A 26,391-nucleotide genomic window follows, 5' to 3' on the forward strand; every position below is an offset into this window, starting at 1 on the left:
TGGTTATTGCTGCTTAACCTGACTCCAGGTCATTAGTAAGATTTTCCAGAGCGCCCTTGTCTAGCCTGTAGGTTTGAGCACCAACTACCGTGGTACTTAAACCCCCAGCGACGTTACCGAGTCGAGCCGAATAGAGTAAATCGTGTCCTTTCATGATTCCGTACGCAAAGGCTGCTGTAAAGTAATCTCCAGCGCCAGTAGAATCAATTACGTCATCTATATTTAGGGCTTCAACAAGTTCGGTGATCTCTGGTGTGATAACTATTGAGCCCATCTCTCCAACTTTGACTACAAGTCGCTCGATTCCCTCCTTTCTCAATCCGGAGACAGCTTCGGAGATTGAAGTTTCTCCCGTCAAGGCGTAAAGCTCTGTCTCATTCATAATCAAGTAGTCAATCTCACCAATTAAAGAAACGACACGGCCCTCTAGTGCGTTCATTGCTCCGCTACCCATATCAACAAAGGTTGTTAGGCCTGCTTTACGAGCATGTCCTAGTGATTGAACGGCATATTCTCTTTGGCGTCCTGAAACTAAAGAATAAGCACTCATTACAAGAGCGTCATATTCTGCGACTATTTCATAACTTAGTTCGGCAGAGTCCAAATTACGGCTTGCCCCTGAGGCGCTGATCATGGTCCTTTGCGTGTCTGGAGTTATTAATAGTGTAACGCTACTAGTCTGAAGGTGTGTGTCGTTTTGTATTAGCTGGGTTTCAACACCAGATTCACGTACGTTACTCAAAGCTAGATCAGAAAAAGGTCCTAATCCTACTCGAGTAGCTATAGTTACTGGCGTAGATAATCTGGCCAAGACAGTAGCTATGGTACCGCCAGCTCCTCCGGGCTCCATTACTGCCCTAAGGGCTGTGCGTTCACCGCCTTGATCAGGCAGGGTTTCTACAAAGTACATTTGGTCAACGGTAACGTCGCCGACAACCAGGAACTTACACATCTTTTCCTCTCCGAGTTAGGAGCCAGATGAACTTGATTTGCTTAAATAAGTATAACCGAAAAAATGGGGTGGTTGTGGGTCAAGAATTCAGGGCTTCATATAGAGCCTGGAACTCAGCTAGGGAGAGTTCTTCGGCCCTAGATAACTTGTTTGTTTTAGACCCCTGCAAAGCTTTAGTTAAGGTAGTTCTCGCGTAACCAGCCTTAATTAAGTTTCCCATCAGTGTTTTTCGGCGGTGCTTAAAGGACTGTCGAACAAGCATAAAAAGATCTGGGTCGGGGGTTATGCCTTCATGCATGTCAAAACGCAGAATAGTACTGCGGACTTTCGGTTTGGGAAAGAAGCATCCGGGGGAAACATCACGGACCTTCCTTATCCTTGCGTAATAGCGGCAAAAAATGGTGAGAGCGCCATAGGTTTTTGTGCCAGGTTTTGCAAGTAATCGGTCGGCAACTTCAGATTGAATTAGAATTACCGCCATTTTAAACTTCCCTGAGCTTAGGACCCTTCGTAAGATCGGATTAGCAACGTTATAAGGAAGGTTTGAAACAAAGCAACTATACGGAGGCAAGTTGTTTAGATCAAATTTTAGGGCGTCTTTGAGTATTACTTCAACGTTTTTTGCTCCCTTGATTGTTTCCTCGAGGGCAGGAAGTAATCTTGAGTCAGCCTCTATAGCTGTAACGCCTTTAGCCTGGGCCGCAAGGTTTTTAGTTAGTACTCCAAGGCCGGGACCTATTTCCAGAACGGTGTCACTATTTTCAATTTTTGTAGCGCTAATTATTGACCTCATAGCAGTTTCGTCAATTAAGAAATTTTGTCCGAAAGCACGATCCGGCGAGATATTATGCCTTCGCATAATTTCAACAACTTTGTTTGGGGTGTGGAACCAAATCAACGGGTATCTTAAGGGATCAGGTGATCTTTTCGTCGATGATTGTTTCTAGCATTTCTACAGCCTCAGCTAGATCGATACCCTTCACTACGGCTACTTCACTGGCCAGGGCACCTTTAGCGCTTTCAAGGACTTCTCTTTCGGTCGCAGCTAATCCCTTTTCGAGATCACGTTGAGTCAAAACACCAATTAAGCGAGCTAATTCATAAGGATTACCTATTGCTAGTATCTCTTGTTCAGCTCTGTAACGAGGAGGCCATTGGGAAGGAAGGCTAATGTCTCCCTTAATCATTGCTTCGGTGAGTCGCTCAATTTCGTCCTTGCCGATGGCATGCCGAAGGCCCACCTCATCCCCCTTCTTTAAGGGTATAAGCACTTCGAGTCCACCGCGAACAAAAACTATCTTTAAATACTCATCAGTTTCGCCTAGCACTTCACGGGTGGTAGTTTCAGCAACTACACCCGCACCTTGGGAAGGATATACGACTCGATCTCCGATTGCGAAAGCCAACGAATGCCTCCGCTGATCAGGGTACCACAGCCTACTTTCAATGTAGAGATTAGCGCCCTAAATGTTTACCAATGATTGTCTTGTTGATCGTTTTCCGCATCGTAAAGATCAAGTAAAACTACCAAAAACTTGTACGGTTAACTCATAACTGAGGGTTCTAACCTAAGCCTTGATCCTAGGTTTTTTCAGTTTTTGAGGGATTGTTGGTAATTTAAGGTCGTTACCTTGAAGCTCGGCTTCAATTTCGCGGATTCGGTCCCGGATCGCAGCTGCCTGTTCGAAATCTAAATCTTCTGAAGCCGTCCACATACTGGTAGAAAGTTCGATTAGTTCTTGACGTAACTCATCGAATTCAAGTTCACGGTCCCACTGGCTAGAGGTTTCGGCAGGGAAAGTAGCTTCCTCAGTTTGAATGACGTTTCTAATTCCCTTACGTATTGTTTGTGGGATAATTCCATGCTTCTTGTTATAGGATATTTGTTTTTTGCGTCTCCTTTTAGTTTCTGTGATGGCCTTGTCCATCGCGTCGCTTATTTGATCTGCGTAGAGGAATACTTCACCGCGTAGGTGTCGTGCAGCTCTGCCTATCGTTTGAATTAGGCTTCGTTCGCTACGTAAGAACCCGGTCTTGTCAGCATCTAATATTGCTACTAAAGATACCTCAGGGAGATCGAGTCCTTCGCGAAGCAAGTTTATTCCGACTAGCACATCAAAGTGACCTAATCTTAGGTCCCTTATAATAACTTGGCGTTCAAGAGCATCAATATCCGAATGCATGTATCTAACCCGTACGCCATGTTCAGCAAAGTGCTCAGTCAAGTCCTCTGCCATTTTTTTAGTTAAGGTCGTTACGAGTACTCGTTCACTGTGTTTGACTCGGTCCCGAATTGAGAATAGTAGATCATCAATCTGGCCTTGGCTCGGTTTAATAAATATTTTTGGATCAATCAATCCTGTAGGTCGTATTACCTGTTCTACTACTCTGTCGCTGAGGCTTAACTCTTCATCTGCTGGTGTGGCTGAGACAAACACAATCTGTCCGACGCGTTCAAAAAACTCCACATGTTTTAAAGGTCGATTGTCGAGAGCAGCAGGAAGCCTGAAGCCATAGTCTACAAGTGTCTGTTTGCGTGATCTATCGCCATTGTACATACCTCGGATTTGCGGCACCATTACGTGAGATTCGTCTGCAAACACCAAAAAATCATCAGGGAAGTAGTCTAGGAGCGTGTGTGGTGGCTCTCCTTCCTTTCGTCCGTCAAGGTACCTAGAATAGTTTTCGATCCCGTTGCAGTAGCCGAGCGTCCGGAGCATTTCGAGGTCATAATTTGTACGTTCCTTGAGCCTCTGTGCTTCTAGAAGTTTACCCGTTTTCTGGAAAAAAGCTAATCGCTTAGCCAAATCCTCTTCAATAGTATTAATTACAGGTTGTAGTTCCTCGAATGGCTTAATGTAGTGCTTGGCAGGGAAAATCGTGATGCTTTCCAAACGGTTAAGTTCATTGCCAGTAACAGGATCTACGAGGGATAATCTTTCGATTTCGTTTCCCCATAACTCGATTCTTAGCGGCATTTCTTCATAAGCCGCCCAAATATCAACCACATCTCCCTTGGCTCGAAAGCGGCCAGGAGCAAGTTCTATATCGTTTCTCTCATATTGCTGGGCGACTAGCCTTGTAAGTAACTCTTCGCGAGGGCACTCTCCCCCTACTGATAAGATCAAATTTAGATCCCGATAAGCTTCAGGTGATCCTAGGCCATAGATCGCAGAGACAGAGGCTACGACAATCACATCCTTGCGCGTAAGTAGACTTCTGGTCGTAGAGTGGCGCAGTCTCTCTAACTCCGCATTTATGTTTGCGTCTTTTTCAATGAACAGGTCTCTTGCAGGTACATAAGCCTCCGGTTGGTAGTAGTCGTAATAGCTGATAAAAAATTCTACGGCAGCACTAGGAAAGAATTCCCGGAATTCAGCGGCTAGTTGTGCGGTTAAAATTTTGTTAGGGGCTAAGATCAATGCGGGGCGTTGCTGCGCTTCTATAATTTTAGCTGCTGCATAGGTCTTACCAGTTCCGGTTGCACCCAACAAAGTCTGGAAGCGAAGACCGTCGTTAAGGCCTTCGACTAAACTAGCGATTGCTTGAGGTTGGTCACCCTTTGGGGTAAAGGGGTAATCGACCTTTAGTGGCATAACTGTCTACATTCTAGACCTTTCCACGCCTAGTTGTCATTCTTCTGGTTTTCCAGTTGTTCGCATAAAAAAAGATCATAAACATGGTTCTCCAATCTTTGAGAACTCGACTCAGAACCTTACTAAGTTCCTAGGGCTTCTGAGCCCGAATATAGAAAAGTTGTGTTTATGGTCTGTTAAGAGGGTTTGTCTGATTTAGATGTAAGAGAGCCTTGTCAAAAACTAACTGCATAAGAGAAAAAAATCAGATCTATTCGATTAACTTTACCGTCTAGAGAACCAATTACGGCGTTAAAGACAGAAAGGTCAGGTCTTAACGATCAGTATTTTATTTCCAAAAACAGTTTAGGTTGCTGCAAAGGCAAATGTCAGCGATACCCAGGGAAGGTGGAATTATGTATAGGCAAGACTATTAGTGGTCCATTTGTTTACCGTATAGCTCTCTGTACAAGCCAGATTTATTTACGAGTTCTAAATGAGTACCTGTTTGCACAATTCTGCCCTCGTCTAGTACGACGATGCGGTCCGAATTAACAATAGTGGAGAGACGGTGGGCGATAATGAAAGTAGTCCGCCCTCTCATCAAAGTTTCAAGAGCCGCCTGCACCAGAGATTCAGATTCGCTATCAAGCGAACTAGTTGCTTCGTCTAGTATAAGTATCCTTGGGTCTTTTAACAGAGCCCGAGCAATTGATATGCGCTGGCGCTGGCCCCCGGAAAGTTTTATTCCTCGTTCACCTACAAGTGTGTTGTAACCGTCAGGAAACCTACTAATAAAGCTGTGAGCGTTTGCTGATTCAGCAGCTGCTAATAGCTCAGATTCTGAAGCCGTTGGTCGTCCATATCTTATGTTGGATGCGATTGAGCCTGAGAAGAGTGTTGTTTCCTTGGGGACAATGCCTATGTGACCCCTGAGTAACCTAGTTTCTAGTGAACGAAGATCTATACCATCCAGTTGAATTGAACCTTTAGTTGGGTCGTAAAATCTTGGAATGAGGGTGATTAGAGTGCTTTTGCCCGCACCTGATGGACCTACTAGGGCAATCACTTCACCTGGACAGGCTTCTAGGGTTAAATCTTTTAGGGTTGGGGTGAAGGGACGGTCCTTGTAGAAAAAGGTTACCCCATCGATGGAAATATGACCGTGTACCTGTTTCAGGTTTCTTGGGTTCTTGGGCTGCGAGAGGTCGGTATTAATATCGAGTAGCTCGAAAATCCTATATGAAGCTCCCAAAGCTTGTTGGAGTTGGGCATATAAGTTGGTAAAAGATCCGACAGATCCTGCAACGAATATAGTAAGCAACAGGAATGCAATTAAATCTCCTGGAAGGAGATTTCCGGTTAGCACCTGTCGTCCCCCGAACCAAAGGACAATAGTTATACCTGTGAAAACCGCCAGAATAATACTCGGCACAAAGAAAGACCTATATAATACCCGGAGTCGCGCTTGGTCAAAAGAGCTATCGATCAGTTGTCCGTAATGCTCTCGTTCATTTTGTTCGGCGGTAAATGATTGGACAACTCGAATACCAGCAATTGCCTCTTCAGCGCTCGCATTGGCGTCAGCAACTCTGTCTTGAAATCGAGTACTTATTCGTTTTAGGCGTGTGCCGAAATATGCACCAGCAATGATGATTCCCGGGATAACAGCCAACATCACCAGGGTGAGTTGAAGGTTTATTACGATCAAGACGCTTAAACCGCCTACCAGCGTGATCAATTGGGTCACAAATTGAGCTAGGTCTTGTGCTACAAGCCCTTGGACAGTACCTACGTCTGAGGTGAGTCGGGACGTAATTTCTCCGGTTTTCCGTTCCTCGAAGAATGGGATTGAAAGGCCAAGAAGGTGGCTAAAGAGTTTTTTCCTAAGGTCTGCTACTACGCGTTCCCCGACCAATCCAAGAAAATAAACGCGGACGAAATTGAACCCCGCCTGTGAGAGAAAAACGATTAGGAGGATCACTACGATTCGATTAATGTTAGGTAAGTCAGGATTGTTTCCGGTATGGGTAAACGCAGTGTTGAAAAGATCGCGTATTAGGAGGGGAAATATTATTTGCAAAGAACTAGCGACAACTACAGAAACTATACCAATCACCAATTGCCACTTGTAAGGTCGGGCAAAGGCTATGAGGCGCCAAAGTTGTGCAAAATTATCTTGCGTGAGCCGAGGTTGATTTCGGGGGTGGTCAGTACTAGTGGAGCGTTGAGGACTATTTGATCTGATACGGAACACAACTCAGTGTACTGCGTTCGAATCTCTTATTAAATTCAGGAGAATAACTAAGACCGTTAGAATGAGTTTATGGGCGCTACGACACCTGGTAGATATATGTGTAAGGAGGGCGAACAGCCATTGCCTCTTTGGACACCCTCGTCGAACCGGATTTCAACAACTAATTTAGAGAAGTTTAGGCAGGCTGTAGGAGTCTACGTAAGGCGGGAAGTGCCTGATTATGCTTCACTCCATGAGTGGTCAATTGGAGATATAGGTGATTTCTGGTCTTTCTACGCCGGATACGCAGGGATCGCTTTTTCTGATGAGCCGCGGTTTATCACCAATGGAGATCCAATGCCAAATACCCGATGGTTCGGTGGAGCTACATTGAACTATGCCCAGGCTTTACTCTACCCGCCTGGAGTCAAGGGTTCAGACGCAGCCGTGGTTTCTGTAGTTGAGGGAGGGGCTGAACAGGTAACTACCTTTGCTGATCTCAGGAGACAGGTGGCTCAGGTCCAGGTCGCTCTTCGCAGAGAGGGAGTAGAAATTGGTGACCGCGTTGCAGCGTTCGCCACAAACACCACAGAAACCGTGGTACTTTTTCTTGCTTGTGCTAGTTTAGGAGCGGTTTTTTCAAGCTGCTCACCTGATTTCGGGCCTGAATCTGCATTAGCTCGTTTCGGCCAGATCAAACCTAAGCTACTTTTTGTTTCGGAGGCTTACTTCTATGGCGGCCATTTCTTCGATACTAGTAGTCAATGTGCGGTACTAGCAGCTTCTCTAGGAGTCACCAATGTCATCTCCCTTCCCTATCTTAGTGAAACATGGGAAACCTCGTCTGGTGCAGTTGCTTGGTCTTCTTGGTTAGAATCAGGCGAGTGTGAATTAGAATTTTTACAACTACCTTTTGACCATCCTCTCTATATCCTTTTTTCTTCTGGCACAACAGGCCTACCTAAAGCCATTGTGCACAGGGCTGGTGGTGTACTAATAACGCACCATAAAGAACATCATTTACACAACGATATTAGCAGTGGAGATAGGGTCCTATACTTCTCAACTTGTGGGTGGATGATGTGGAACTGGTTAGTCTCGGGGTTGGCGCAAGGTGCAACTATTTTCTTATACGAGGGATCTCCCGCGTATCCAGATTTGGGTGTTTTGTGGCGCCTTGCTCAACGTTACCGGATGACATATTTCGGAATAAGTGCCCGGTTCCTACATGGCATGGCAGCCCAAGGTGTTTCGCCAAAGTCGGATGTTGATCTTGATGACCTCCGGACTATCGCTTCGACGGGTTCACCATTATCCCCAGCTGGGTTCCGTTACGTTTACGAGCACATTAAGGCTGATGTGCATCTAGCTAGTATCGCAGGGGGTACTGACGTGGTGGGTTGCTTTATGGCGGGGGTACCGACATTACCCGTTTTTGCTGGACAAATCCAGGGACCAACACTCGGGGTTGACTTAGTTGCACTAAACAATCATGGCCAAGTGGTGATTGGTGAGCCAGGTGAGTTGGTGATTCGCCAACCTATGCCATCGATGCCCCTTAAATTTTGGGATGATCCCAATGGAGGTAAATATAGAAGAGCCTATTTCACAGGTTTTGCAGGGTTATGGCAGCATGGAGATTTGATTGAACTAACAACTGAGCAAGGAATCGTAGTTTATGGTCGTAGTGATGCTACCTTGAATCCTGGTGGAGTTAGGATTGGTACGGCTGAGGTTTATCGACCCCTTGAAAGTCTTCCGGAAATTGTTGAGGCTGCTGCGGTTGGTCGGCAAGTTAAGGACGATGAAGATATATGGCTATTCGTGGTATTGAAACAGGGTGTGAACTTAGATTCCGGGTTAAAAGAACGTATTTGTCATGTTATTAGGATCGGTGCTAGTCCGCGGCATGTGCCTAAACGGTTTTTTCAGATTGATGAATTACCCCGGACTCAAAGTGGAAAGTTAATGGAGATTGCTGTTGCTCAACTAGTGAATGGTGCAGAGATTACTAATCTTTCAGCGGTAGCTAATCCTGGGGCGCTTGATCATATTGCTGATCAAATCCAAAAAATCTACTGAAATACACGAACTGGTAACTAAGGGAGGGTTATTTAAAATCACTATCGGTTGTACCTACCAATTAAGCTAGCTGATTGTTTCATAAGTTTGAGAATTATAGGTTGATATCGAAACGGTAGCAGGTTTGTACGAATGTCTCAAAATTGCCTCTGTTCAACTAGGACGGGCGCGGTTTTAGCTAGGACAGATTATTAATTGGTGGTGGTGAAAGCGGTTGGCTGTTCTGCAGACTATATTCTAAAGCAACACGATGCGTCAGGTTCGACTGTTTCGTTAGGCATCCGAATCATGGATATGGTTTTACGAGTCAGTAAGTAGGCTTGAAGGTTATGCTGATGTTATCGGATAACCAAGATGACCATAGGCATGTTCTGTCGCTGTTCGACCACGAGGAGTCCGCCGAAGTAAACCAAGTTGAATGAGGAAAGGCTCGTGTACTTCCTCTAGGGTGGTAGCATCTTCACCAATAGAGGTGGCAAGAGTTTCAAGTCCAACTGGGCCACCAGCAAATTTTTCAATTAGGCTTGTCAGAATTGCTCGGTCTCGCCCGTCTAGCCCTATTTGATCGATTTCTAACTCACCGAGAGCAGTCCTAGTTCTTGCTAGACCTATAGTGCTTTCTCCAGCTACATCAGCGAAGTCCCTTACCCGCCTTAGTAAGCGCTTAGCAATCCTCATGGTTCCACGTGCGCGACGTCCTATCTCAAGTGCTGCGTCTGCATCTAGTGCAAAATTAAGGATTGTAGCATCACGGGTGACGCCCTCAGCTAGTTCAGTTTCAGTGTAGTACTCGAGGTGTTCTATAATTCCAAACCTACTTCTCATCGGCCCCGTAATGAGCCCGGCTCTAGTGGTGGCTCCGACTAATGTGAAGTGAGGCAAATCGAGTCGGATAGTTCGTGCTGCTGGACCTTGGCCCAATACTATGTCGATCTTAAAATCCTCCATAGCGGGATAAAGATGTTCTTCTGCTATTCTTCCAAGCCGGTGCATTTCGTCAATGAAAAGGATATCGCCAGTTTCAAGAGTGTTAGTTAAGATTGCGGCAAGATCTCCAGGTTTTTCTATGGCAGGTCCGCTAGTTACTCGAATTCCAGTGTTTAGTTCGTAGGCAATAATGTGGGCTAGCGTTGTTTTTCCTAAACCTGGGGGTCCATATAACAGGACATGGTCTAAAGGTTGACCCCGATTTTTAGCCGCCTCGAGATACACTCGGAGCTTTTCCTTAAGTTTTTCTTGCCCTACGTAATCACTTAGGCTTTGGGGCCTTAGTGTACTTTCTTCCACGCTCCTTAGATTAACATGGGGTTAAGACCCATTCTATCAACCAAGGGAAATCGGAATGCGGAATTACCTGTTTTTGAGAAGGTGGTTATAAAATAATTTCGAAACCTAACTAACCCTTACGCATACAAACCAAAATTTTGTTGTCACATAATGATTGATGCAAGGTTCCAGGCTTGGTGCCTAATTAAACAAAATTATTTAGCGAGTCTTTAGGTTAGTCTATAGGGAATTCCAATCTGCTAGGAAGGCTTTAATGAACACACATCGGATACAAATCGGCGAGGAAATTAGAGATCTACAGGTAATTAACCTTGGCGATGTTTCGCTGGCCCTGCTAAATCTTTTAGGGGATGCCCGGTTGACAGAGGCTGCAGCAACCGAACTTGTACCTCTTATCCCTAGTCAAGTCGAGGTTTTAGTAACTCCAGAGGTTAAGGCGGTGCCTCTTGCACACGCTATGAGCGTTAGGACCGACCTACCTTATGTCGTTGCGCGTAAGACCGAGAAGGCGTATATGGTTGATCCCCATTCAAGGCCTGTTTCGTCTATAACCACACGGACTCCACAGCTACTCGTAATTGACGGTGCTGATGTGCCTAAAATAGAAGGCAAAGTGGTGGCCATAGTCGATGACGTGGTTAGTACTGGGGGTACTTTAGAAAGCCTAGTTAATCTAATAACTGACCTAGGTGGCGAGGTTGTGACCACTTTAGTCGTATTTACTGAAGGGGTGCGTAGAAATGATGTGATTTCTCTTGGTCATTTGCCCTTGTATGACAAAGTGGATGGGGTTTGAACCTGGTCATCATCAAGCCAAACAATTTTTCTTTTCTACGTTCTAAGGAAGAGTTATAAAGGGTTTCCATATGGAGGTAAGAACCGTATTCCGGGAGGTTATTTACCTGGTAAAATTTGTCCCCCCTAAAGAGACTCTGTGCTATATTGACTGACCTGCTTCCTTTGTGGGTTTTAACCGATTTGGGGGCATAAGGGTGATCATTCTTGATTGCCATTTTGGAGAACGATTTGCAGACCGATACCAAGGAGTTGATACGGCAACGCTTAGATATCGCCGAGGTGGTCGGGGAGATGGTTTCTCTCAAGCCAGCAGGTCGTAGCCAGCTCAAAGGCTTATGTCCGTTTCACAATGAGAAGACCCCGTCCTTTCACGTTCATCAGGATAGGGGCTTTTTTTATTGCTTTGGTTGTCAGGCTCGGGGTGATGTTTTCGATTTTGTGATGAGGACTCGGAGTTTAGAGTTTTTCGAAGCGCTACACTTTTTAGGCCAACGTGCCGGGATAGAAGTAGAGATAAATGCGCCGCGTGACCGTAGGCGGCGTGATTTGTTTGAAATAAACCGTATTGCAGCCGAGTTTTTCCGAACACATTTAAAGGGCGAGCCTCTCGAATACCTTCAAGGACGGGGATTGAGTGCTAATACGATTAGTTCGTTTGAACTTGGATATGCACCCAAGAGTTGGGATGATTTATTAAAGTTCGCGGTTACAAAAGGGGTGCCTGAAAAAGATCTCCTCGATGCTGGCTTAATCGTGGAGAATGAACGAGGGCGACGTTATGATCGCTTTCGTGATCGGGTTATGTTTCCGATCCGCGATTACTTAGGGCGTACTGTCGGCTTTTCGGGTAGGGTGATCGACGATGGTTCCCCTAAATACTTAAATACTTCAGAAACAGAAGTGTTCAAGAAGGCCGAGTTGCTTTATGGCTTAGATGTATCCAAGGCAGCGATACGTGCTAAATCAGAATGCATCGTTGTAGAGGGGTACATGGATGTTATAGCACTACAACAGGTAGGTTTAGAAAACGTGGTAGCTACTCTTGGGACTACTTTGACACCGCAGCAAGCGCTGCAGTTGTCGCGATTGGATGTTCAACGATTATTTCTAGCTTTTGATGCCGATGAAGCAGGTCAACGTGCCGTATTAACCGGGCTGGAGCAATCAGTCGGTAGGCAGTTTTTGGTAAGCGCAATAAGCATACCTGCAGGTAAGGATCCAGCTGATGCAGTTTTGGGAGGCCATCTTGAAGAATTCAAGGTAGCTCTTCGAGGAGGAATCTCGGAAGTAGAGTACCGGTTTAGCTCGGTTTTAGAAAAGCATGAATCAAATAGTATTGAAGGGAAAAGGGCCATTCTCAATGAACTGTTACCTTCGTTACGACCCCGAGATGTTTTTGATCCAGTCGCTACAGAGATGAGGCGCCGGGTAGTGGACTACTTGGGAATTGAAGGATCACGTCTCGATGATTGGTTAAATAGTCAGAGACAGGCACAGCTTAATAATACTCAAGCTCGGGGTTTGCTTCGGTCGACAGAGCAATACTCGCCGCTAGCCCTAATTGAGATTGAGGTTATCGCCCTTCTGCTTCTTGAGCCTGACAGGCTCAAGAAGCGTTTGCAAGTGGTAATCGCGGCACTGCCGCCAGGAGAAGATGAAGCATTACTACGGGAGTTTGAGGGTATATGTATTGATTGTGAATTTGATGATCAGGCAATCCTTATGCGTTATCGTGAACGGCCAGAGGCTCAAACACTGTTCGAGCGATTATTAATTAAGCCGGAGCAAGAGGAATTTCGTATCGACATTGATGGGCATATTGAGAAGTCCCTTTCACGTTTAAGGGAGCTTTATCTGGACGGAGAAAAGGAGACTCAGCGAGCGAGATTAATAGAAAGAATGAATGAAGTTAATCAGACTTTAACTGATCCAGATCTTTCGCCCACGAAGTTAGAGAAATACTATAAGGAACTTGGTGAAATTAACACTGTGCTAGCTGCTCGTGACGCAGAACGTAGACTGCGTACTTCTGCCTCACATAAAGAGCGTAAGCGTTAAAGTGATACTAAAGTCGTGTCTAAATTAAGAGCTTACAGGTAGTAAAACAATGGACTACAAGAGGGTGAGTGCCTGTTACATCTTTGTTTCCGATTGACTTTGTAAATTCGCCCCTGGTATGCTGACTTCAAGAGCGTTAAGCGGTGTAAAAAGCCTTGTTTTTCGCTATTTTTTTGACATCATTCTGGTTGACGTTTACCAAGAAAAGTGCGATTTGATTCGCAAAAATCATATTTGAGATAGTGATAGGAGAGTGGGTTGGAAGCCAAGGGCGAAAAACTCCTGCAAGACCTTGCAAGTCACGAGCAGATCCTTGTTGGCCAAGTTGAAGATGCTCGGAAGCAAGCACTGGATATCGTCCAGCGAGCAAAGGACGAGGCAGATAAACTAATTTCCAAGTCTAAAGAGGACGGAAGCGTTTCGGCAACAGCCCGATTAAAAGATGCCGAAGTGGAAGCGGAGAACATACGTCAGGGGATCTTAGAGGCTGCTAAATCGGAAGTTAATGGCCTTGAAAAGCGGGCCGAAGATAACATCGATGAAGCAATAAAGACAGTCCTCGATAAGGTTATTCCGTGATAGCAAAGATGGACCAAATTACGGTTGTTGGTTGCCGTAAAGATGCTCCTAAGGTACTTGTTAGCCTACAGAGCCTGGGAGTTGTTCAGCTTGATCCGCTAGAGGTTGAAGATTCACGGCTTAACCGGTTGCGTTTAGAAGGTGACGATCGTGCTGATAAAGAAGGATGGGAGGCCGTGGTTGCCCGGAGTGGTGCTCTTTTGGACGTACTTAATGCCTCGGACGTACAAGGTTCTGGTCGTTGGAAAGGCCCATCAGCGTTGTCAGACATTAATGAACACCTTGAGGCCGTTGGTTCGCAAGTAGACGAACTCGTCGCTGAGCGGGCAGAGTTAGCTGATACCCTAGATGTAATCGATACTTTTCTCCCAACTTTACGTGAGGTAGCTCCCTATCTTGCTCTGTTTGAAAATAGTAATTATTTATATTCCACCGCGTTTTCGGTACCGAGCGACATGTATGAAAAGGTCAGTGCAGCGCTATCAGCTACAGTGGAAGAACGTTTATTACTAGCTTCCATTGACCAGGGTAGGAATCTTTTAGTTGTATTAGTTGGCCTCAAGGCGGATTTGGATAAACTTCGTGGTGTTATTAACCGGTCGGGTCTAAGCGAGCTTGGCCTGCCAGATGACTATGGTGAACGGAGTATAGCCAAAGCCGTTCACATGATGGAAGAACAATCGCGGACTTTTCCTAGGCAATATGCTTTGATTGGCGAGAAGCTCTCCGAGTTAGCTAATGAGCAGGGCGGAAGATTAAGAGCTATGCGCACAATTGCCTCCAATAATAGTAATAGGTTGGGTCGCCTTGAGGACATGGTCCAAGGCCGTTATGGATTTGCCCTCCAGGGGTGGGTTCCAAGTAGTGAAAGGGTACGAGTTGCTGAAAGCTTAAAGAAGCAATATAAGGACGAACTAGTAATCGAATCCAGGGCCGCAGATCAGCACCACGATCAGAATATTCCAGTGCTGCTAGATAATCCATCCTGGGTAAAACCATTTCAGGGTCTACTTGCGCTCTTTTCACCACCAAAATACGGGTCTTTTGATCCAAGCTGGACCTTGGCGGTATTTTTCCCCTTCTTTTTTGGGCTTGTTGTTGGAGATATTGGATTTTCTCTGATGTTCGCTGGCATTGGTTTGTTTCTTAGGCGTCGTGGGCGTTCAGGTAGATCGCTTTCACTTGGACCGCTAGGCATAGTCATTCCGGTGCGAGCGCTAGCACCAATTAGTACTGTAATTTACTGGTGTGCTGGTTGGGGGGCGCTATTTGGTTTCCTGTTCGGTGAATTCTTTGGCAATTTCCTTGAACGGTTTCCTATTGGTCAGCCTGTTTTCTATACCAATCTTCACCACGAAGCTGGCTACGGACTGATACCAATAGCGCTGTTCAGGGTAGAGGTATTTACTCCTATACTCCTAGTTTCGCTCGCTTTTGGCGTTTTACAAGTGCTGGCAGGGTGGGCTATTCGAGTGATTTATGGAATTAAACACAATGACATGAGGCACGTATACGAGGGTGTGGGAATGTTCAGCGGACTGTTGGCATTAGTCATATTCGCTACTTCTTTTCTAACAGGTAATATCAATCCGGTGGTTACGGGGCTAGTGCTTACGGGATTACTGATATTTATTGTCGCTACAGTTTTGGCGCGTATGCCTCTGATGCTCTTAGAGATCTTTTCTAACTCGGGACATATTTTGAGTTATCTAAGGATATTCGCAGTAGGACTTTCTGCAGCCTTGGTAGCTAATTTGGCTACAGATTTAGGTTTTGCAATAGGCGGTAGCCTACCGATTATCGGGCCGATTCTTGGTATTTTGGTGGGACTTTCGGTTCACCTTATTGCAATCGCACTTACTATTATCGGTCATACACTTCAACCATTACGCCTTCAGTACGTTGAGTTCTTCACTAAATTTGGGTTTTACGATGAGAGCGGTCGCCCATACCGACCGTTTCGTCTCTTGGGAGGAAATTCATGAAGAAGATTGTAAGCATTATCGTGTCCATCGCAATTTTGACAATAGTCGTCGGAATTGGTTTCGCCGAGGAGGCGGTTCAGGCGGCGGAAGCTGCCCGCAGCTTAGGCGATGGCCTTCTCGGAATCGGGGCTGGTCTCGCGATTGGCTTGGCAGCTATTGGGGTTGGAATCGCCCAAGGGTACATCGGTTCTGCAGGCTTAGGGTTGCTAGCAGAACGGCCTGGGGCCTTTGGTCAGGTACTGATCTATTTGGTGATTCCCGAAACTTTAATCATCTTCGGTTTTGTAATAGCTTTCTTCCTCAACGGGCAGATTGGCGGTTAATGTGGCTAACCTCTCGGCTCTTCTCGACAAAGAGGTGAGTGCGGAGATCGAAGCAATCCTCTCTGAAGCGAAAGAAAGCGCAGCAGAATTACTTTCGCAGGCTCAGGCTGAGGCCGACGCCATAAGTGCTCAGTTGATGCGAGGTTCGGAGGTTCAACGTGACGCTGCTTTAGTGAGAGCCCAAAGTAGCGCTAAGTTGGAGGCGGCCTCCCTCAAATTAAAAGCCCAGCATGCGGCCGTGGAAAACGTCTTTGCTGGCGTCGGTAGGCGATTTGATTCTCTTAGACAAGATGCTGATGCGTACCGACTAATCCTGTCTAAGCTCATCAGTGAGGCTGCCTCTGCGTTTCCGGACAGTGGTGTAAAAGCTATTCATGTCAATCCTGCTGACGTAGAGTTGGCTGAGGGCATAATAGCCTCTCTCGGTTTGGTTGCTAGCATTCGCAGCGATAACGATGTTGGTGCTGGGGTACGACTACGGGGTCAGGATAACGTCGTAGTGGAAAATACATTAGGGCAACGCCTAGATGCGCTCAGAGATGAACTCGCTTCAGATGTTTCAGGACTTTTGTTTAGCGCGGAGACCTGAATGTCGAGCGACTACGGATTCATTAATGCCCGAGTTAAGGGGCTTAAGGCAGGATTGCTGCTCCAGGAGTTCTTTTCAGAAGTTTTAGACTCCAGTGATTTTGGTGCCTTCATGGCTCTTATGGGCCAGTCTTCTTATTCACAAGACTTAGAGGAGGCCAAAACTCGAAATTCAGGAATCCGTACGGTTGATTCGGCAGTAGCAAGGAACTTCTATCGCACAACACAAAACCTTTTGCACCTTGCTGATGGTATCCCAGGGCAGCTAGTAGCTTTGATGTTGTTAAGGTATGATTTAGCTAATATTAAAGCGATTGCACGTGCAAAGCATGCTGGTCGGGGGGCAGATGCTACCCAAGAGGCTCTTTTTCCGGCAGGTAAGTTAAAACCCGCTGTTCTGGATGTACTTGCAGAAGCGTCTGACATGGCTGCTGTAGGTCAGGCGCTCCTTAGTACTGGAACGCCCCTAAGAAGCTCTTTCGTTCGGGCTGCTGCTCAATATCAGTCGGACGGTGATCTTTACGCGCTAGAAGTTGCTCTCGACCGTTCCTACTATAGGTCTGTTTTTAATTTATTGAAACGAGTGTCAGCACCATCGGGTTTTGTCCGACATCTCAGGCGTGAAGTGGACGCTACTAACCTGCGTACAGCTTTGAAGCTTCGGGGTCAGGTCGTTGATGACCTAATGTTTGTTGAAGGCGGTAGAGAAATTACCCGTAGTTTATTCGATTCAGTCGTTAACGATGAATCTTCTGGAGGGCTTGCGGTTTTGGCAGGAACCAGCTTCGGGGTTGTGGACGAAAATGATAGCCTTAGTGAGGCAGAATCAAAGATCCGTGACATCATCAGCCAAAGCGCTAGGCGTATTGCCGCCAACCCGCGTCATATCGGTGTTATTACGAACTATCTTCAAGCTAAAGAAGAAGAGATATCTCGGGTACGACTTCTTGCTCGGGGTAAGTATTATGGCGTGGATAGAAGAGATCTAGAAAAGGAGCTCGGTGTCGATGCCTAGAATGCTGGTCTTAACGGATAGCGAAACGGCGATCGGGTTTAGACTTGCTGGCGTGGAAGTTAGGGAGACTACATCTGAGGAGGCACAAACGGATCTGGAAGAAATTATCCTATCTGATAAGTATGGACTTGTCGTGGTAGATGAGGCATTTATCGATGACCCCAATCGATCTAGCGAACGAGCCATGCGTGGGCGTAATCTACCGGTTTTGTTACCCATGCCTAGCTTAGCAGCGACTTTCGGTGAAGAGGCCGATGCAACCGAATACATGAAGAAGCTAGTACGTGACGCCATCGGCTTTGATGTCAGGATGGAGTAAACCCCTGCCGGGGAGTACCCAAGGCAGGCCGATTTAAGGAGGCCCTTGGTGGCAATTGAAGGTAAAGTACAGCGCATTTCTGGTCCCGCGGTGATTGCCGAGGGGATGATGGGTGCCCGAATGTACGACTTGGTACGAGTCGGCGAAGAAGAGTTAGTAGGCGAGATTATTCGTCTCGACGGGGATACTGCTTTTGTGCAGGTTTATGAAGATACTGCCGGTCTTACAGTAGGCCAAAAGGTTATATCAACCAACCTTCCATTAGCGGTAGAGCTTGGTCCCGGGATGCTCAACGGCATCTTTGATGGGATTCAACGTCCTCTTGACAAAATTCGTGAGGAGTCCGGCACCTATATTGAGCGAGGTCTAGTGGTTAACTCCCTATCCCGGGAAGCCAAATGGGAATTTACTCCTCAAGTAACTCCTGGCGACAAGGTTGAATCTGGAGCTATTTTGGGTACGGTGCCTGAATTTTCATTTACTCATAAAATCTTGGTACCACCAGGAGTCAGCGGTACAATACAAACCGTCAAGCCTGCCGGAGAGTATACGGTTGAAGAGGTCGTTGCAATTCTTGACGACGGTACAGAATTGAAACTGTATCACCGTTGGCCAGTGCGCCAGGGCCGGCCAGTTCAGGTAAAACTTGACCCAGTTACCCCTTTCCTTACTGGGATGCGAATCCTGGATGTACTGTTTCCTCTCACCATGGGCGGTACTGCTGCTATTCCGGGACCGTTTGGCTCGGGCAAGACTGTTACTCAACAGTCAGTCGCAAAATATGGGAATGCTGACATCGTTGTCTACGTAGGTTGTGGTGAGCGTGGCAATGAAATGACTGACGTGCTCGTGGAATTCCCAGAGCTCGAGGATCCCCAGACAGGTAACCCGCTGATGCACCGGACGGTACTCATAGCTAATACGTCTAATATGCCAGTGGCAGCTCGTGAGGCATCAATCTACACTGGGATTACATTGGCAGAATATTTTCGCGACCAGGGCTACGGTGTATCAGTAATGGCTGATTCTACTTCTCGTTGGGCGGAGGCTCTGCGAGAAATCGCTTCGCGTCTTGAGGAGATGCCTGCAGAGGAGGGTTACCCACCCTACCTTGCCTCACGCCTGGCTGCTTTCTATGAACGAGGAGGGCGAGTTACGACATTGGCTGGAGAAGAAGGAGCGGTATCTATTATCGGAGCTGTTTCCCCAGCTGGCGGTGATTTTTCCGAGCCGGTTACACAATCTACTTTGAGGATTACCGGCTGTTTCTGGGCGCTTGATGCTGGTTTGGCTAGGAGACGTCATTTTCCAGCAATTAATTGGAGCAATTCTTATACGTTATTCGGTAGCATTCTTGACGAATGGTACGGCGAAAATGTTGCCGAGGACTATACAGAACAGCGAGATTTAGCAATTGGAGTACTGCAACAAGAGGCTGATCTTCAGGAGGTAGTTCAATTGGTTGGGCCAGACGCCCTGCAGGATCAAGAGCGCCTAGTCATCGAGATGGGCCGCATTCTAAGAGAGGATTTCCTTCAGCAAAACGGTTTTGACCCAATTGATGCTTCTTGTTCTATGGAAAAATCGTATGGCATGCTTTTAATGATGACCAAATTGAATGCCTTGGCAGCGGAATTTATCCGTGAAGGTGGCACTGTCGACGAGGTCCTACAACAGCCCGTAGTTGAAAAAATTAGCCGCTCGCGCTACGTGCCGGAAAATGAGTTCGATGTATACCGGGACGAAGTGATGGGCGAGTTAGACACTGCCTTCGCGGTAGGGTCATAAGGAGGGTTTCGTGGCCAGCAACCTATTAAAAAAAGAATACAGTGACGTCAATTACATATCTGGACCTCTACTGTTCCTGGAAAATGCGCCTGACCTTGCATACAATGCTATTGTCCGCATTCGTGATGGTCAAGGTCGTGAGCGTGGAGGCCAAGTCATCGATGTTTCTGAAAAGACGACGATACTTCAGGTATTTGAGGAGCCTTCAGGAATTGATCTTTCTACTACTTCTGTTAGCTTAGTAGAAAACGTAGCTCGTCTCGGAGTAGCCCGGGACATGATTGGTAGACGCTTCAGTGGTAGCGGTAACCCGATTGATGGCTTGCCGGCTGTGGTTGCTGACAAGCGACTTCCAATCGGAGGGGCCCCTATCAATCCAGTATCGCGTCGGAAACCAGAGGAATTCATTCAGACAGGTGTATCAACTATTGACACCTTGTTGACTTTGGTTCGTGGTCAGAAACTTCCGATCTTTTCTGGGGCTGGTCTGCCCGCAAATGAATTGGCAGCACAAATTGCTCGCCAGGCTAAGGTGCTTGGGGAAGAAACTGAATTTGCTGTAGTTTTTGCTGCTATGGGTATTACCCAGAGGGAGGTAACATTTTTTACCCAGGAATTCGAACGGACTGGGGCTCTTGCCCGAAGCGTCTTATTCCTTAATAAGGCCGATGATCCAGCAGCAGAGCGTTTATTGACACCGCGCATGGCATTGACAGCAGCTGAATATCTCGCTTTCGAACATGACTTCCATGTTTTAGTAATTCTTACTGACCTCACTAATTATTGTGAGGCGTTAAGGGAGATTGGTGGTGCTCGTGAGGAGATTCCTGGGCGTCGTGGCTATCCTGGGTACATGTACACCGATCTTGCGTCTATTTATGAACGTGCTGGTGTAGTGGAGGGCGAGAGTGGATCTATCACTCAGCTACCAATCCTTACGATGCCAGATGACGACATCACCCACCCGATTCCTGATCTGACTGGTTACATCACTGAGGGGCAAATATTCTTAGCGCGGAATTTACATACCCAGGGAATTTATCCGCCAATCAATCCCGGTCCTAGCTTGAGTAGATTGATGAACAATGGGATCGGTGAGGGTAAGACCCGTGATGACCATGGAGATATGCAATCCCAGCTTCAGGCTGCTTATGCTAATGGGATTGACTTACGACGTCTTGTTGCCATTACCGGAGAAGATGCTCTTAGTGAGAATGACAAGCTTTACCTTGCCTTTGCTGACGATTTTGAGAGTCACTTTATCAGCCAAGGAGACGCAGAACGTAGTATTGAAGAATCACTACAGATTGGTTGGGCGCTACTTTCAACCCTCCCGAAAAGCGAGCTTACGCGTTTAAGCAGAGACCACATTGATAAATACTATGGTTCCAAAATGGATGAAATCTGGAGTTCCAATAAAGGGGTCTAGTTGACGATGGCTGAACAGGTTGCTCCCACTCGATCTAATCTTCTTCAGCGCAAGGACCAATTGGGACTTGCCCAGAGGGGTGTCGATCTCCTTAAGCGTAAACGTGATGCCCTAATATCGGAGTTCTTCGGACTGGTAAAAGAATCTCTCAACGCCAGGCGGATGTTAACGAAAACCAGTAGGGAAGCCTACTTTAGTCTTTTTTTGGCTAATGCTTGGGACGGCCCAGAAGCTGTTCAAAGCCTCAGTTTAGCTTCTAGTACAGAACTAGACCTTCGGGTAGATGTGGAGAACATATTCGGAGTTCGCGTACCGCAAGTTCAGCCTCCAGAGTTCAGTTCAGAGTTACCATTTTCTCCAATTAATGCTGGTGTCAAGACGCTTGATACGGCAGCCCAGTTCCGTAAGTTAACCGAAGCTATTATCAGAGTAGCAGCTACTGAGACACGGCTGAGACGCATAGGTGAGGAGATCAAGAAGACCAGTCGACGGGTGAATGCTCTAGAGCAGGTGGTTATTCCAGGGATTGGTTTAGAGATACAGCAAATTCGTAGTGTACTTGATCAGAGGGCTCTTGAGGAAGTCACGGTTTTGAAGCGAATCAAGGCTAAACTTCAAAACCGTGAAGAGAAAACAGATACCCAATCTGTTTCAACTTAAACCCATAGATTATTTCAAAGTGGAGTTGGATCGCAAAGGTCAATTGTGAGTACTGTAATGAGATATTTGGAAAAGATTTGCAGTAATGGGTCACTTACCAATTCTCTGCAAACTGAAAACAACATTTTCTTTGGAAGATTCATTGCTGTTGCGTTAATTTAGTTTGAGTCGCGCAAGGAAAGATCTTTGCTGTAGGAAAGTTGGATCACTTTGTAACGGGGTTGAACTGTAGCTTTCGAAGAAGTCCGGCGTAGAAGAAAGCGAGACATTAAGCTTTCATCGAGTAGAAATGTCGTTAAACCTGTACAAAAATTATGCTTAATTCCATTGCGGGACGGTAGGGGTCCAAGGGAGCGATTTTATTAATTTTCCTTCAAGGTCGTAAGGGGAGGTTGCTCCTGTAACTTTAGCCAAAACCCTGTCACCGATTTTCACTGTACCGTCGGTTTTAAGTACGATGGAACCATCGATTTCTGGTGAATCCACTAGGGTCCTACCTATTACTTCTCCCGGTAGGTCACCAAAGGCATCGATTATCACTTCAATGCTGGTTCCCACTCGTTCGCGGTTTTTTTCTTCACTAATTTTCTGTTGACATTCCATTAAACGGGCACGTCGTTCGCGGCTTAATTCTTCAGGAATGGGTTTGCCTAGATCATTAGCTGCAGCCCCATCGACGGCACTATAGGTGAAGGCCCCAACCTTTTCAAGTCGTGCTTCACGAAGAAAATCAAGAAGTAGTTCAAAATCATGAGGGGTTTCTCCAGGGAAACCAACAATGAAAGTTGAGCGAATAGTTAAATCTGGACATATGGATCGCCATTCGGAGATGGTCTTCAAGTGACTTTCGGGCCCGCCAGGCCTCCTCATAGCTTTCAGGATAGACGGGCTGGCGTGTTGAAGAGGAACATCGAGATAGGGAAGCACTTTCCCTTCAGCCATAAGCGGGATAATATCTCTTACGTGAGGATAAGGATAAATGTAATGTAATCGGATCCATATGCCCAGTTCAGCAAGTTCTTCCACTAGGGGCACAAGGTGAGCTCGAACCTTTTGGTCACCGAAAGTACTTTCACGGTGTCGGAGATCTGAGCCATATGCACTAGAGTCTTGCGATATTATGATCAACTCACGAGTTCCAGTAGCGACTAATCGGGTTGCCTCAACCAGAATGTCTGAAGCGTCTCGAGAGATTTGAAGGCCGCGGAGTTGCGGAATTATGCAGAAGCTACAGGTATGGTTACAACCCTCAGCAATCTTTAGGTAGCTATAGTGGCGCGGTGTAAGTTTAATACCGTTGGCGTTTGGTATTAGTCGCTTGAACGGATCTAATTCAGGGGGAAGAGCGTTGTGTACGGCAGACATCACCCCATTAAGGTCTGCTTGGCCGGTGACAGATAATACATTTGGATGTCGTTCCATGATTACTTCGGGGCGTTCACCGAGGCAACCTGTTACCACTACTCGGCCGTTCGACTCTAGTGCGTTTCCGATAGTTTCAAGAGATTCCTCTACTGCTGGAGTGATGAAACCACACGTATTAACAACGACAAGATCCGCATCCTCAAAGGTGGGTACTAGCTCATACCCTTCAGCGCGGAGCTGCGTAAGAATATGTTCACTATCAATTAAGGCTTTGGGGCACCCAAGACTTACAAAACCAATCTTTCCCGACATAAGAACCTAAGTATAGCTGGGGTTGGTCCCATATAGGTCTATAAAAATCACTTTCGTGGTTTTCGGCGGCGTCTACGGCGTTGCTTTTTCTTACGCGCGTTGCCAGTTCCAGAGAATTGGCCACCAGGCATTTGTGTGATTTCTTCAATTTTTGACAAGCTAGATTCTATATTTGAACCGGCCAGTCGCTGGGTTAAGTGCAAAATATGGTGAGGCTCTTCAGTATCAACATATACATGGCTACCGCCGGGGTACAGGGAGTAGGCCCAAGCCGTCTTTTTCCCTGAGGAAGTTTGCACTTGTGTAGTCCCCTTAGGAACTATGGCGACCTCTTTACCGAGTAATGGGATTTTCTTTGAACATCCGTCAGGGTTGTGCCAATTCCGTATTTCGAAGAGTACAGAAAGAGGATCGCGGTAGGGTACAAGGTAGGGGATAGAAGCTTCATCCTTCTTTCCCCGCCTTGCCGTAACAAGGCCTGAAGGCTGGTCAAAAACTACTTCGTAAAGTCGTTTCTCTCCGCGAGCTTCGGTAGTTTCAGAGAAGCGATAACTGAAAAAGCGGCTAGCGTGACAGGAGCTCTGTTGGGTAATCGTACTCTGGCTGAAGTTACCACGGAGTGATAATAGGCTTTCTAAATTTGTCGTCTGGTTTTGGGTACGGGTCCAGATGACGTTTCTGCCTATTTCGTTACCGCGTAGGCTTAGCCGATAAGTACTTACTTCAACCGACATCAATCAAGCGTAGCATGAGAGGTGTTAGATGAGGACATCCAGATAAACTAATGGAAATCTATTGGTGGGTTGGTTGATCTTATGCTGAACAGTAGTTATAGCCTTATTTCGAAGGACATCAAGTTATGAAAAGAGGCTTGGTTGGGCTTTAATGAGACGTTTATATGGTTGGTTGGTCAAAAATCGAAGTTGATCATGCAAATCAGTATTGTGGTGAATTATCATTGTCGACAAAAGTTTAGAAGAGTATCATTTTGCCTACGAGCCTAGGGTTAATAGCGCTAAAAGACCTCAAGCCTAGGGCTAAATATGATGCAAGTAGTCAGTTTAGCGTTTGACTTGGGGGCATCTAAGCCCAATAAAGGAGATAAAGAAAATGAAATCAAAGGGTCTGGCGACAAGGCTCACGCAGTATGGAGATGTGGAGTTCTCCAAATTTATGCGGCAGACATTTGCTTTGTCAATGGGTTACGGTACAGAAGCTATCGGTCGTCCGGTAGTCGGGATTATTAATACGGCGAGTGATCTAAATAATTGCCATCGAGGTCTCGTAGAACTCATACCAGCAATTAAACGAGGCATACTACTTGAGGGTGGTTTGCCGTTAGCGTTTCCCACTATTTCTCTTGGCGAGGCCTTCCTATCCCCGACAAGTATGCTATTTCGCAATCTGATGTCAATGGATGTCGAAGAGATGATACGGGCTCAACCAATTGACGCCGTAGTACTTGTAGGTGGTTGCGATAAGACCATACCAGCTCTACTTATGGGCGCCGCTAGCGCTGGCCTACCAGCACTAGTTGTGGTTGCTGGCCCTATGCTTACGGGTGGTTATAAAGGGGAGCAAATTGGAGCTTGTACAGATTGTAGGCGTTTCTGGGCATCTTATAGGCGTGGTGAGCTTAATCGTTTAGAAATTGACGAGATAAAAAGCGAGCTAGTAGTTACAACAGGAACCTGTGCTGTTATGGGTACTGCTAGTACTATGGCCTGTATGACTGAAGCCATGGGAATGATGTTGCCTGGCGGCGCGACCATTCCAGCTGTATATGCTGAAAGGTTACGTCATGGAGAGGAATCAGGGAGAAAGGCAACCCAACTAGCGAATAGTGGGCCAACTCCAGCAGATATTATGACGCCGGCCGCCTTTGGTAATGCCATCCGGGTACTCCAAACCATTGGTGGTTCGACTAACGCAGTTATACATCTTACCGCTATCGCAGGTCGCCTTGGAATTGAACTCGACTTAAATCAATTTGATGTCGTGAGTGAGCAAACACCTGTTTTACTTGATCTGAAACCAACGGGGAAGGGTTACATGGAGGATTTTCATCGTGCAGGAGGAATTCCTACAGTGTTGCAAGAATTAGGTGATCTGATCGACCGGAGTACTTTAACTGTTACGGGTCAGACGCTAGATGTTTTGTTGGGGGAAGCTGTAGATTTACCGAGATGGCAAGAGATAATTCGACCGGCCGCCGAACCTTTCCAGGCCAGTGGAGCTCTTATTGGTTTATGGGGAAACCTTGCCCCTGATGGAGCCGTGCTCAAGCGCTCAGCGGCTAGCCCCGAGCTTCTTCAAAAAAGAGCACGCGCGGTAGTGTTCACTTCACTTGAAGATTTAGCCCACAGGATAGATGACCCTAATCTTGACGTTACGCCGGAAGACATCCTTGTTCTACAAAATGCTGGATTAGTTGGAGCTCCCGGTATGCCTGAAGCAGGTTATTTTCCTATACCAGGCAAGCTTCATGGGGTGACCGATATGGTACGCATATCTGATGCTCGAATGAGTGGAACGGCTTTCGGGACAATAGTTTTGCACGTCTCACCGGAAGCTGCTGTAGGTGGCCCTCTAAGTCTCGTGAGAAATGGAGATATTATTGAGCTGGATGCAAAATCGAGGCGCCTAAGTCTTTTAGTATCCGAAGAAGAGCTCGATAGGCGTAGTGTTAATAACCCCGGCCGGCCAGAACTTCCCAAACGTGGATATGCCCGACTGTTTTCTCAAGCAGTTCAGCAGCCACACCTTGGGGCTGATTTTGATTTTCTTCGGCATGAGTCTCTCCAAGGCAAAGAAGAGCAAGGTGGATAGGACGCCTAATACAATTGACTTGTATTGGGAGTTCAAATCGCGGATAGTACAGACAAGATTAGGGAACCAGTTAACTAAGATTAGCATTTGGTTGTGCACAATGACTATAAATGTGGCATCTGGTACTAAATTACGAGGAAAAGCGGTAATGTCAGGTACAGCAGACCTAGGGTGATTTGGGTAGGTTGGCTGCAGCGTGAAATCTGGTTTT

Annotated in this window: 21 protein-coding genes; 13 read left to right on the plus strand and 8 right to left on the minus strand. The window is 46.5% G+C overall.

What is annotated here, in order from left to right:
* Window positions 1-13 precede the first annotated feature (13 nt).
* The 5 genes from CMO31_08105 to CMO31_08125 form a co-directional block, all read right to left on the minus strand.
* A complete protein-coding gene (locus CMO31_08105) occupies window positions 14-952 on the minus strand; it encodes a sugar kinase (protein MAZ53955.1) in 939 nt (312 codons plus the stop codon).
* Window positions 953-1,031: 79 nt separating this feature from the next.
* The gene (rsmA, locus tag CMO31_08110; GenBank protein MAZ53956.1) at window positions 1,032-1,850 is read right to left on the minus strand and encodes a ribosomal RNA small subunit methyltransferase A; all 819 of its coding nucleotides are present in this window, start codon (window positions 1,848-1,850) and stop codon (window positions 1,032-1,034) included.
* A gap of 16 nt (window positions 1,851-1,866) precedes the next feature.
* Complete coding sequence (locus CMO31_08115) at window positions 1,867-2,400, minus strand: CarD family transcriptional regulator (protein MAZ53957.1); 534 nt, start codon at window positions 2,398-2,400, stop codon at window positions 1,867-1,869.
* A gap of 120 nt (window positions 2,401-2,520) precedes the next feature.
* On the minus strand, window positions 2,521-4,548 hold the full coding sequence (locus CMO31_08120) for an excinuclease ABC subunit B (GenBank protein MAZ53958.1): 2,028 nt from the start codon (window positions 4,546-4,548) through the stop codon (window positions 2,521-2,523).
* 412 nt (window positions 4,549-4,960) lie between these two features.
* The gene (locus tag CMO31_08125) at window positions 4,961-6,775 is read right to left on the minus strand and encodes an ABC transporter ATP-binding protein (protein MAZ53959.1); all 1,815 of its coding nucleotides are present in this window, start codon (window positions 6,773-6,775) and stop codon (window positions 4,961-4,963) included.
* A gap of 105 nt (window positions 6,776-6,880) precedes the next feature.
* On the opposite strand from CMO31_08125, the gene CMO31_08130 reads away from it, so the two are divergent.
* Window positions 6,881-8,845 carry an acetoacetate--CoA ligase gene (locus tag CMO31_08130; protein MAZ53960.1) on the plus strand — a complete coding sequence of 655 codons (1,965 nt, stop codon included), beginning with the start codon at window positions 6,881-6,883 and terminating at the stop codon, window positions 8,843-8,845.
* Between the two features lie 327 nt (window positions 8,846-9,172).
* Here CMO31_08130 and CMO31_08135 read toward each other — a convergent pair whose 3' ends face one another.
* Entirely contained in the window at window positions 9,173-10,132 is a 960-nt protein-coding gene (locus CMO31_08135; protein MAZ53961.1) for a Holliday junction branch migration DNA helicase RuvB, read from the minus strand.
* Between the two features lie 253 nt (window positions 10,133-10,385).
* Between CMO31_08135 and CMO31_08140 the strand changes: the two genes are divergently transcribed.
* The 11 genes from CMO31_08140 (at window position 10,386) to CMO31_08190 (ending at window position 21,674) form a co-directional block, all read left to right on the plus strand.
* Window positions 10,386-10,928 carry an adenine phosphoribosyltransferase gene (locus tag CMO31_08140; GenBank protein ID MAZ53962.1) on the plus strand — a complete coding sequence of 181 codons (543 nt, stop codon included), beginning with the start codon at window positions 10,386-10,388 and terminating at the stop codon, window positions 10,926-10,928.
* A gap of 230 nt (window positions 10,929-11,158) precedes the next feature.
* Window positions 11,159-12,988: a DNA primase gene (locus CMO31_08145; GenBank protein MAZ53963.1), complete on the plus strand. Its 1,830-nt coding sequence runs from the start codon at window positions 11,159-11,161 to the stop codon at window positions 12,986-12,988.
* A 258-nt stretch (window positions 12,989-13,246) separates the two neighbouring features.
* A complete protein-coding gene (locus CMO31_08150; protein MAZ53964.1) occupies window positions 13,247-13,567 on the plus strand; it encodes a hypothetical protein in 321 nt (106 codons plus the stop codon).
* Window positions 13,564-15,552: a V-type ATP synthase subunit I gene (locus CMO31_08155; protein MAZ53965.1), complete on the plus strand. Its 1,989-nt coding sequence runs from the start codon at window positions 13,564-13,566 to the stop codon at window positions 15,550-15,552. Before CMO31_08150 ends, CMO31_08155 begins: the two co-directional genes overlap by 4 nt.
* Window positions 15,549-15,875, plus strand: coding sequence for a V-type ATP synthase subunit K (locus CMO31_08160; protein MAZ53966.1), 327 nt, complete (start codon window positions 15,549-15,551; stop codon window positions 15,873-15,875). Before CMO31_08155 ends, CMO31_08160 begins: the two co-directional genes overlap by 4 nt.
* Window positions 15,865-16,464, plus strand: coding sequence for a hypothetical protein (locus tag CMO31_08165; GenBank protein MAZ53967.1), 600 nt, complete (start codon window positions 15,865-15,867; stop codon window positions 16,462-16,464). Before CMO31_08160 ends, CMO31_08165 begins: the two co-directional genes overlap by 11 nt.
* Window positions 16,465-17,478: a hypothetical protein gene (locus CMO31_08170; protein ID MAZ53968.1), complete on the plus strand. Its 1,014-nt coding sequence runs from the start codon at window positions 16,465-16,467 to the stop codon at window positions 17,476-17,478.
* A complete protein-coding gene (locus CMO31_08175; GenBank protein ID MAZ53969.1) occupies window positions 17,471-17,797 on the plus strand; it encodes a V-type ATP synthase subunit F in 327 nt (108 codons plus the stop codon). Before CMO31_08170 ends, CMO31_08175 begins: the two co-directional genes overlap by 8 nt.
* Window positions 17,798-17,845: 48 nt before the next feature.
* Entirely contained in the window at window positions 17,846-19,585 is a 1,740-nt protein-coding gene (locus CMO31_08180; protein ID MAZ53970.1) for a V-type ATP synthase subunit A, read from the plus strand.
* Between the two features lie 10 nt (window positions 19,586-19,595).
* On the plus strand, window positions 19,596-21,014 hold the full coding sequence (locus tag CMO31_08185) for a V-type ATP synthase subunit B (protein MAZ53971.1): 1,419 nt from the start codon (window positions 19,596-19,598) through the stop codon (window positions 21,012-21,014).
* A 6-nt stretch (window positions 21,015-21,020) separates the two neighbouring features.
* Window positions 21,021-21,674 carry a V-type ATP synthase subunit D gene (locus CMO31_08190; GenBank protein ID MAZ53972.1) on the plus strand — a complete coding sequence of 218 codons (654 nt, stop codon included), beginning with the start codon at window positions 21,021-21,023 and terminating at the stop codon, window positions 21,672-21,674.
* Window positions 21,675-21,992: 318 nt separating this feature from the next.
* On the opposite strand, the gene CMO31_08195 is transcribed toward CMO31_08190, so the two are convergent.
* Complete coding sequence (locus CMO31_08195) at window positions 21,993-23,351, minus strand: 30S ribosomal protein S12 methylthiotransferase RimO (protein ID MAZ53973.1); 1,359 nt, start codon at window positions 23,349-23,351, stop codon at window positions 21,993-21,995.
* 47 nt (window positions 23,352-23,398) lie between these two features.
* Window positions 23,399-24,088: a hypothetical protein gene (locus tag CMO31_08200; GenBank protein MAZ53974.1), complete on the minus strand. Its 690-nt coding sequence runs from the start codon at window positions 24,086-24,088 to the stop codon at window positions 23,399-23,401.
* 373 nt (window positions 24,089-24,461) lie between these two features.
* Here CMO31_08200 and CMO31_08205 point away from each other — a divergent pair, with 373 nt between their 5' ends.
* Window positions 24,462-26,180: a dihydroxy-acid dehydratase gene (locus CMO31_08205; protein ID MAZ53975.1), complete on the plus strand. Its 1,719-nt coding sequence runs from the start codon at window positions 24,462-24,464 to the stop codon at window positions 26,178-26,180.
* Window positions 26,181-26,391 lie beyond the last annotated feature (211 nt).

Source organism: Trueperaceae bacterium (genome assembly GCA_002707365.1).
GTDB lineage: Bacteria > Deinococcota > Deinococci > Deinococcales > Trueperaceae > UBA6957.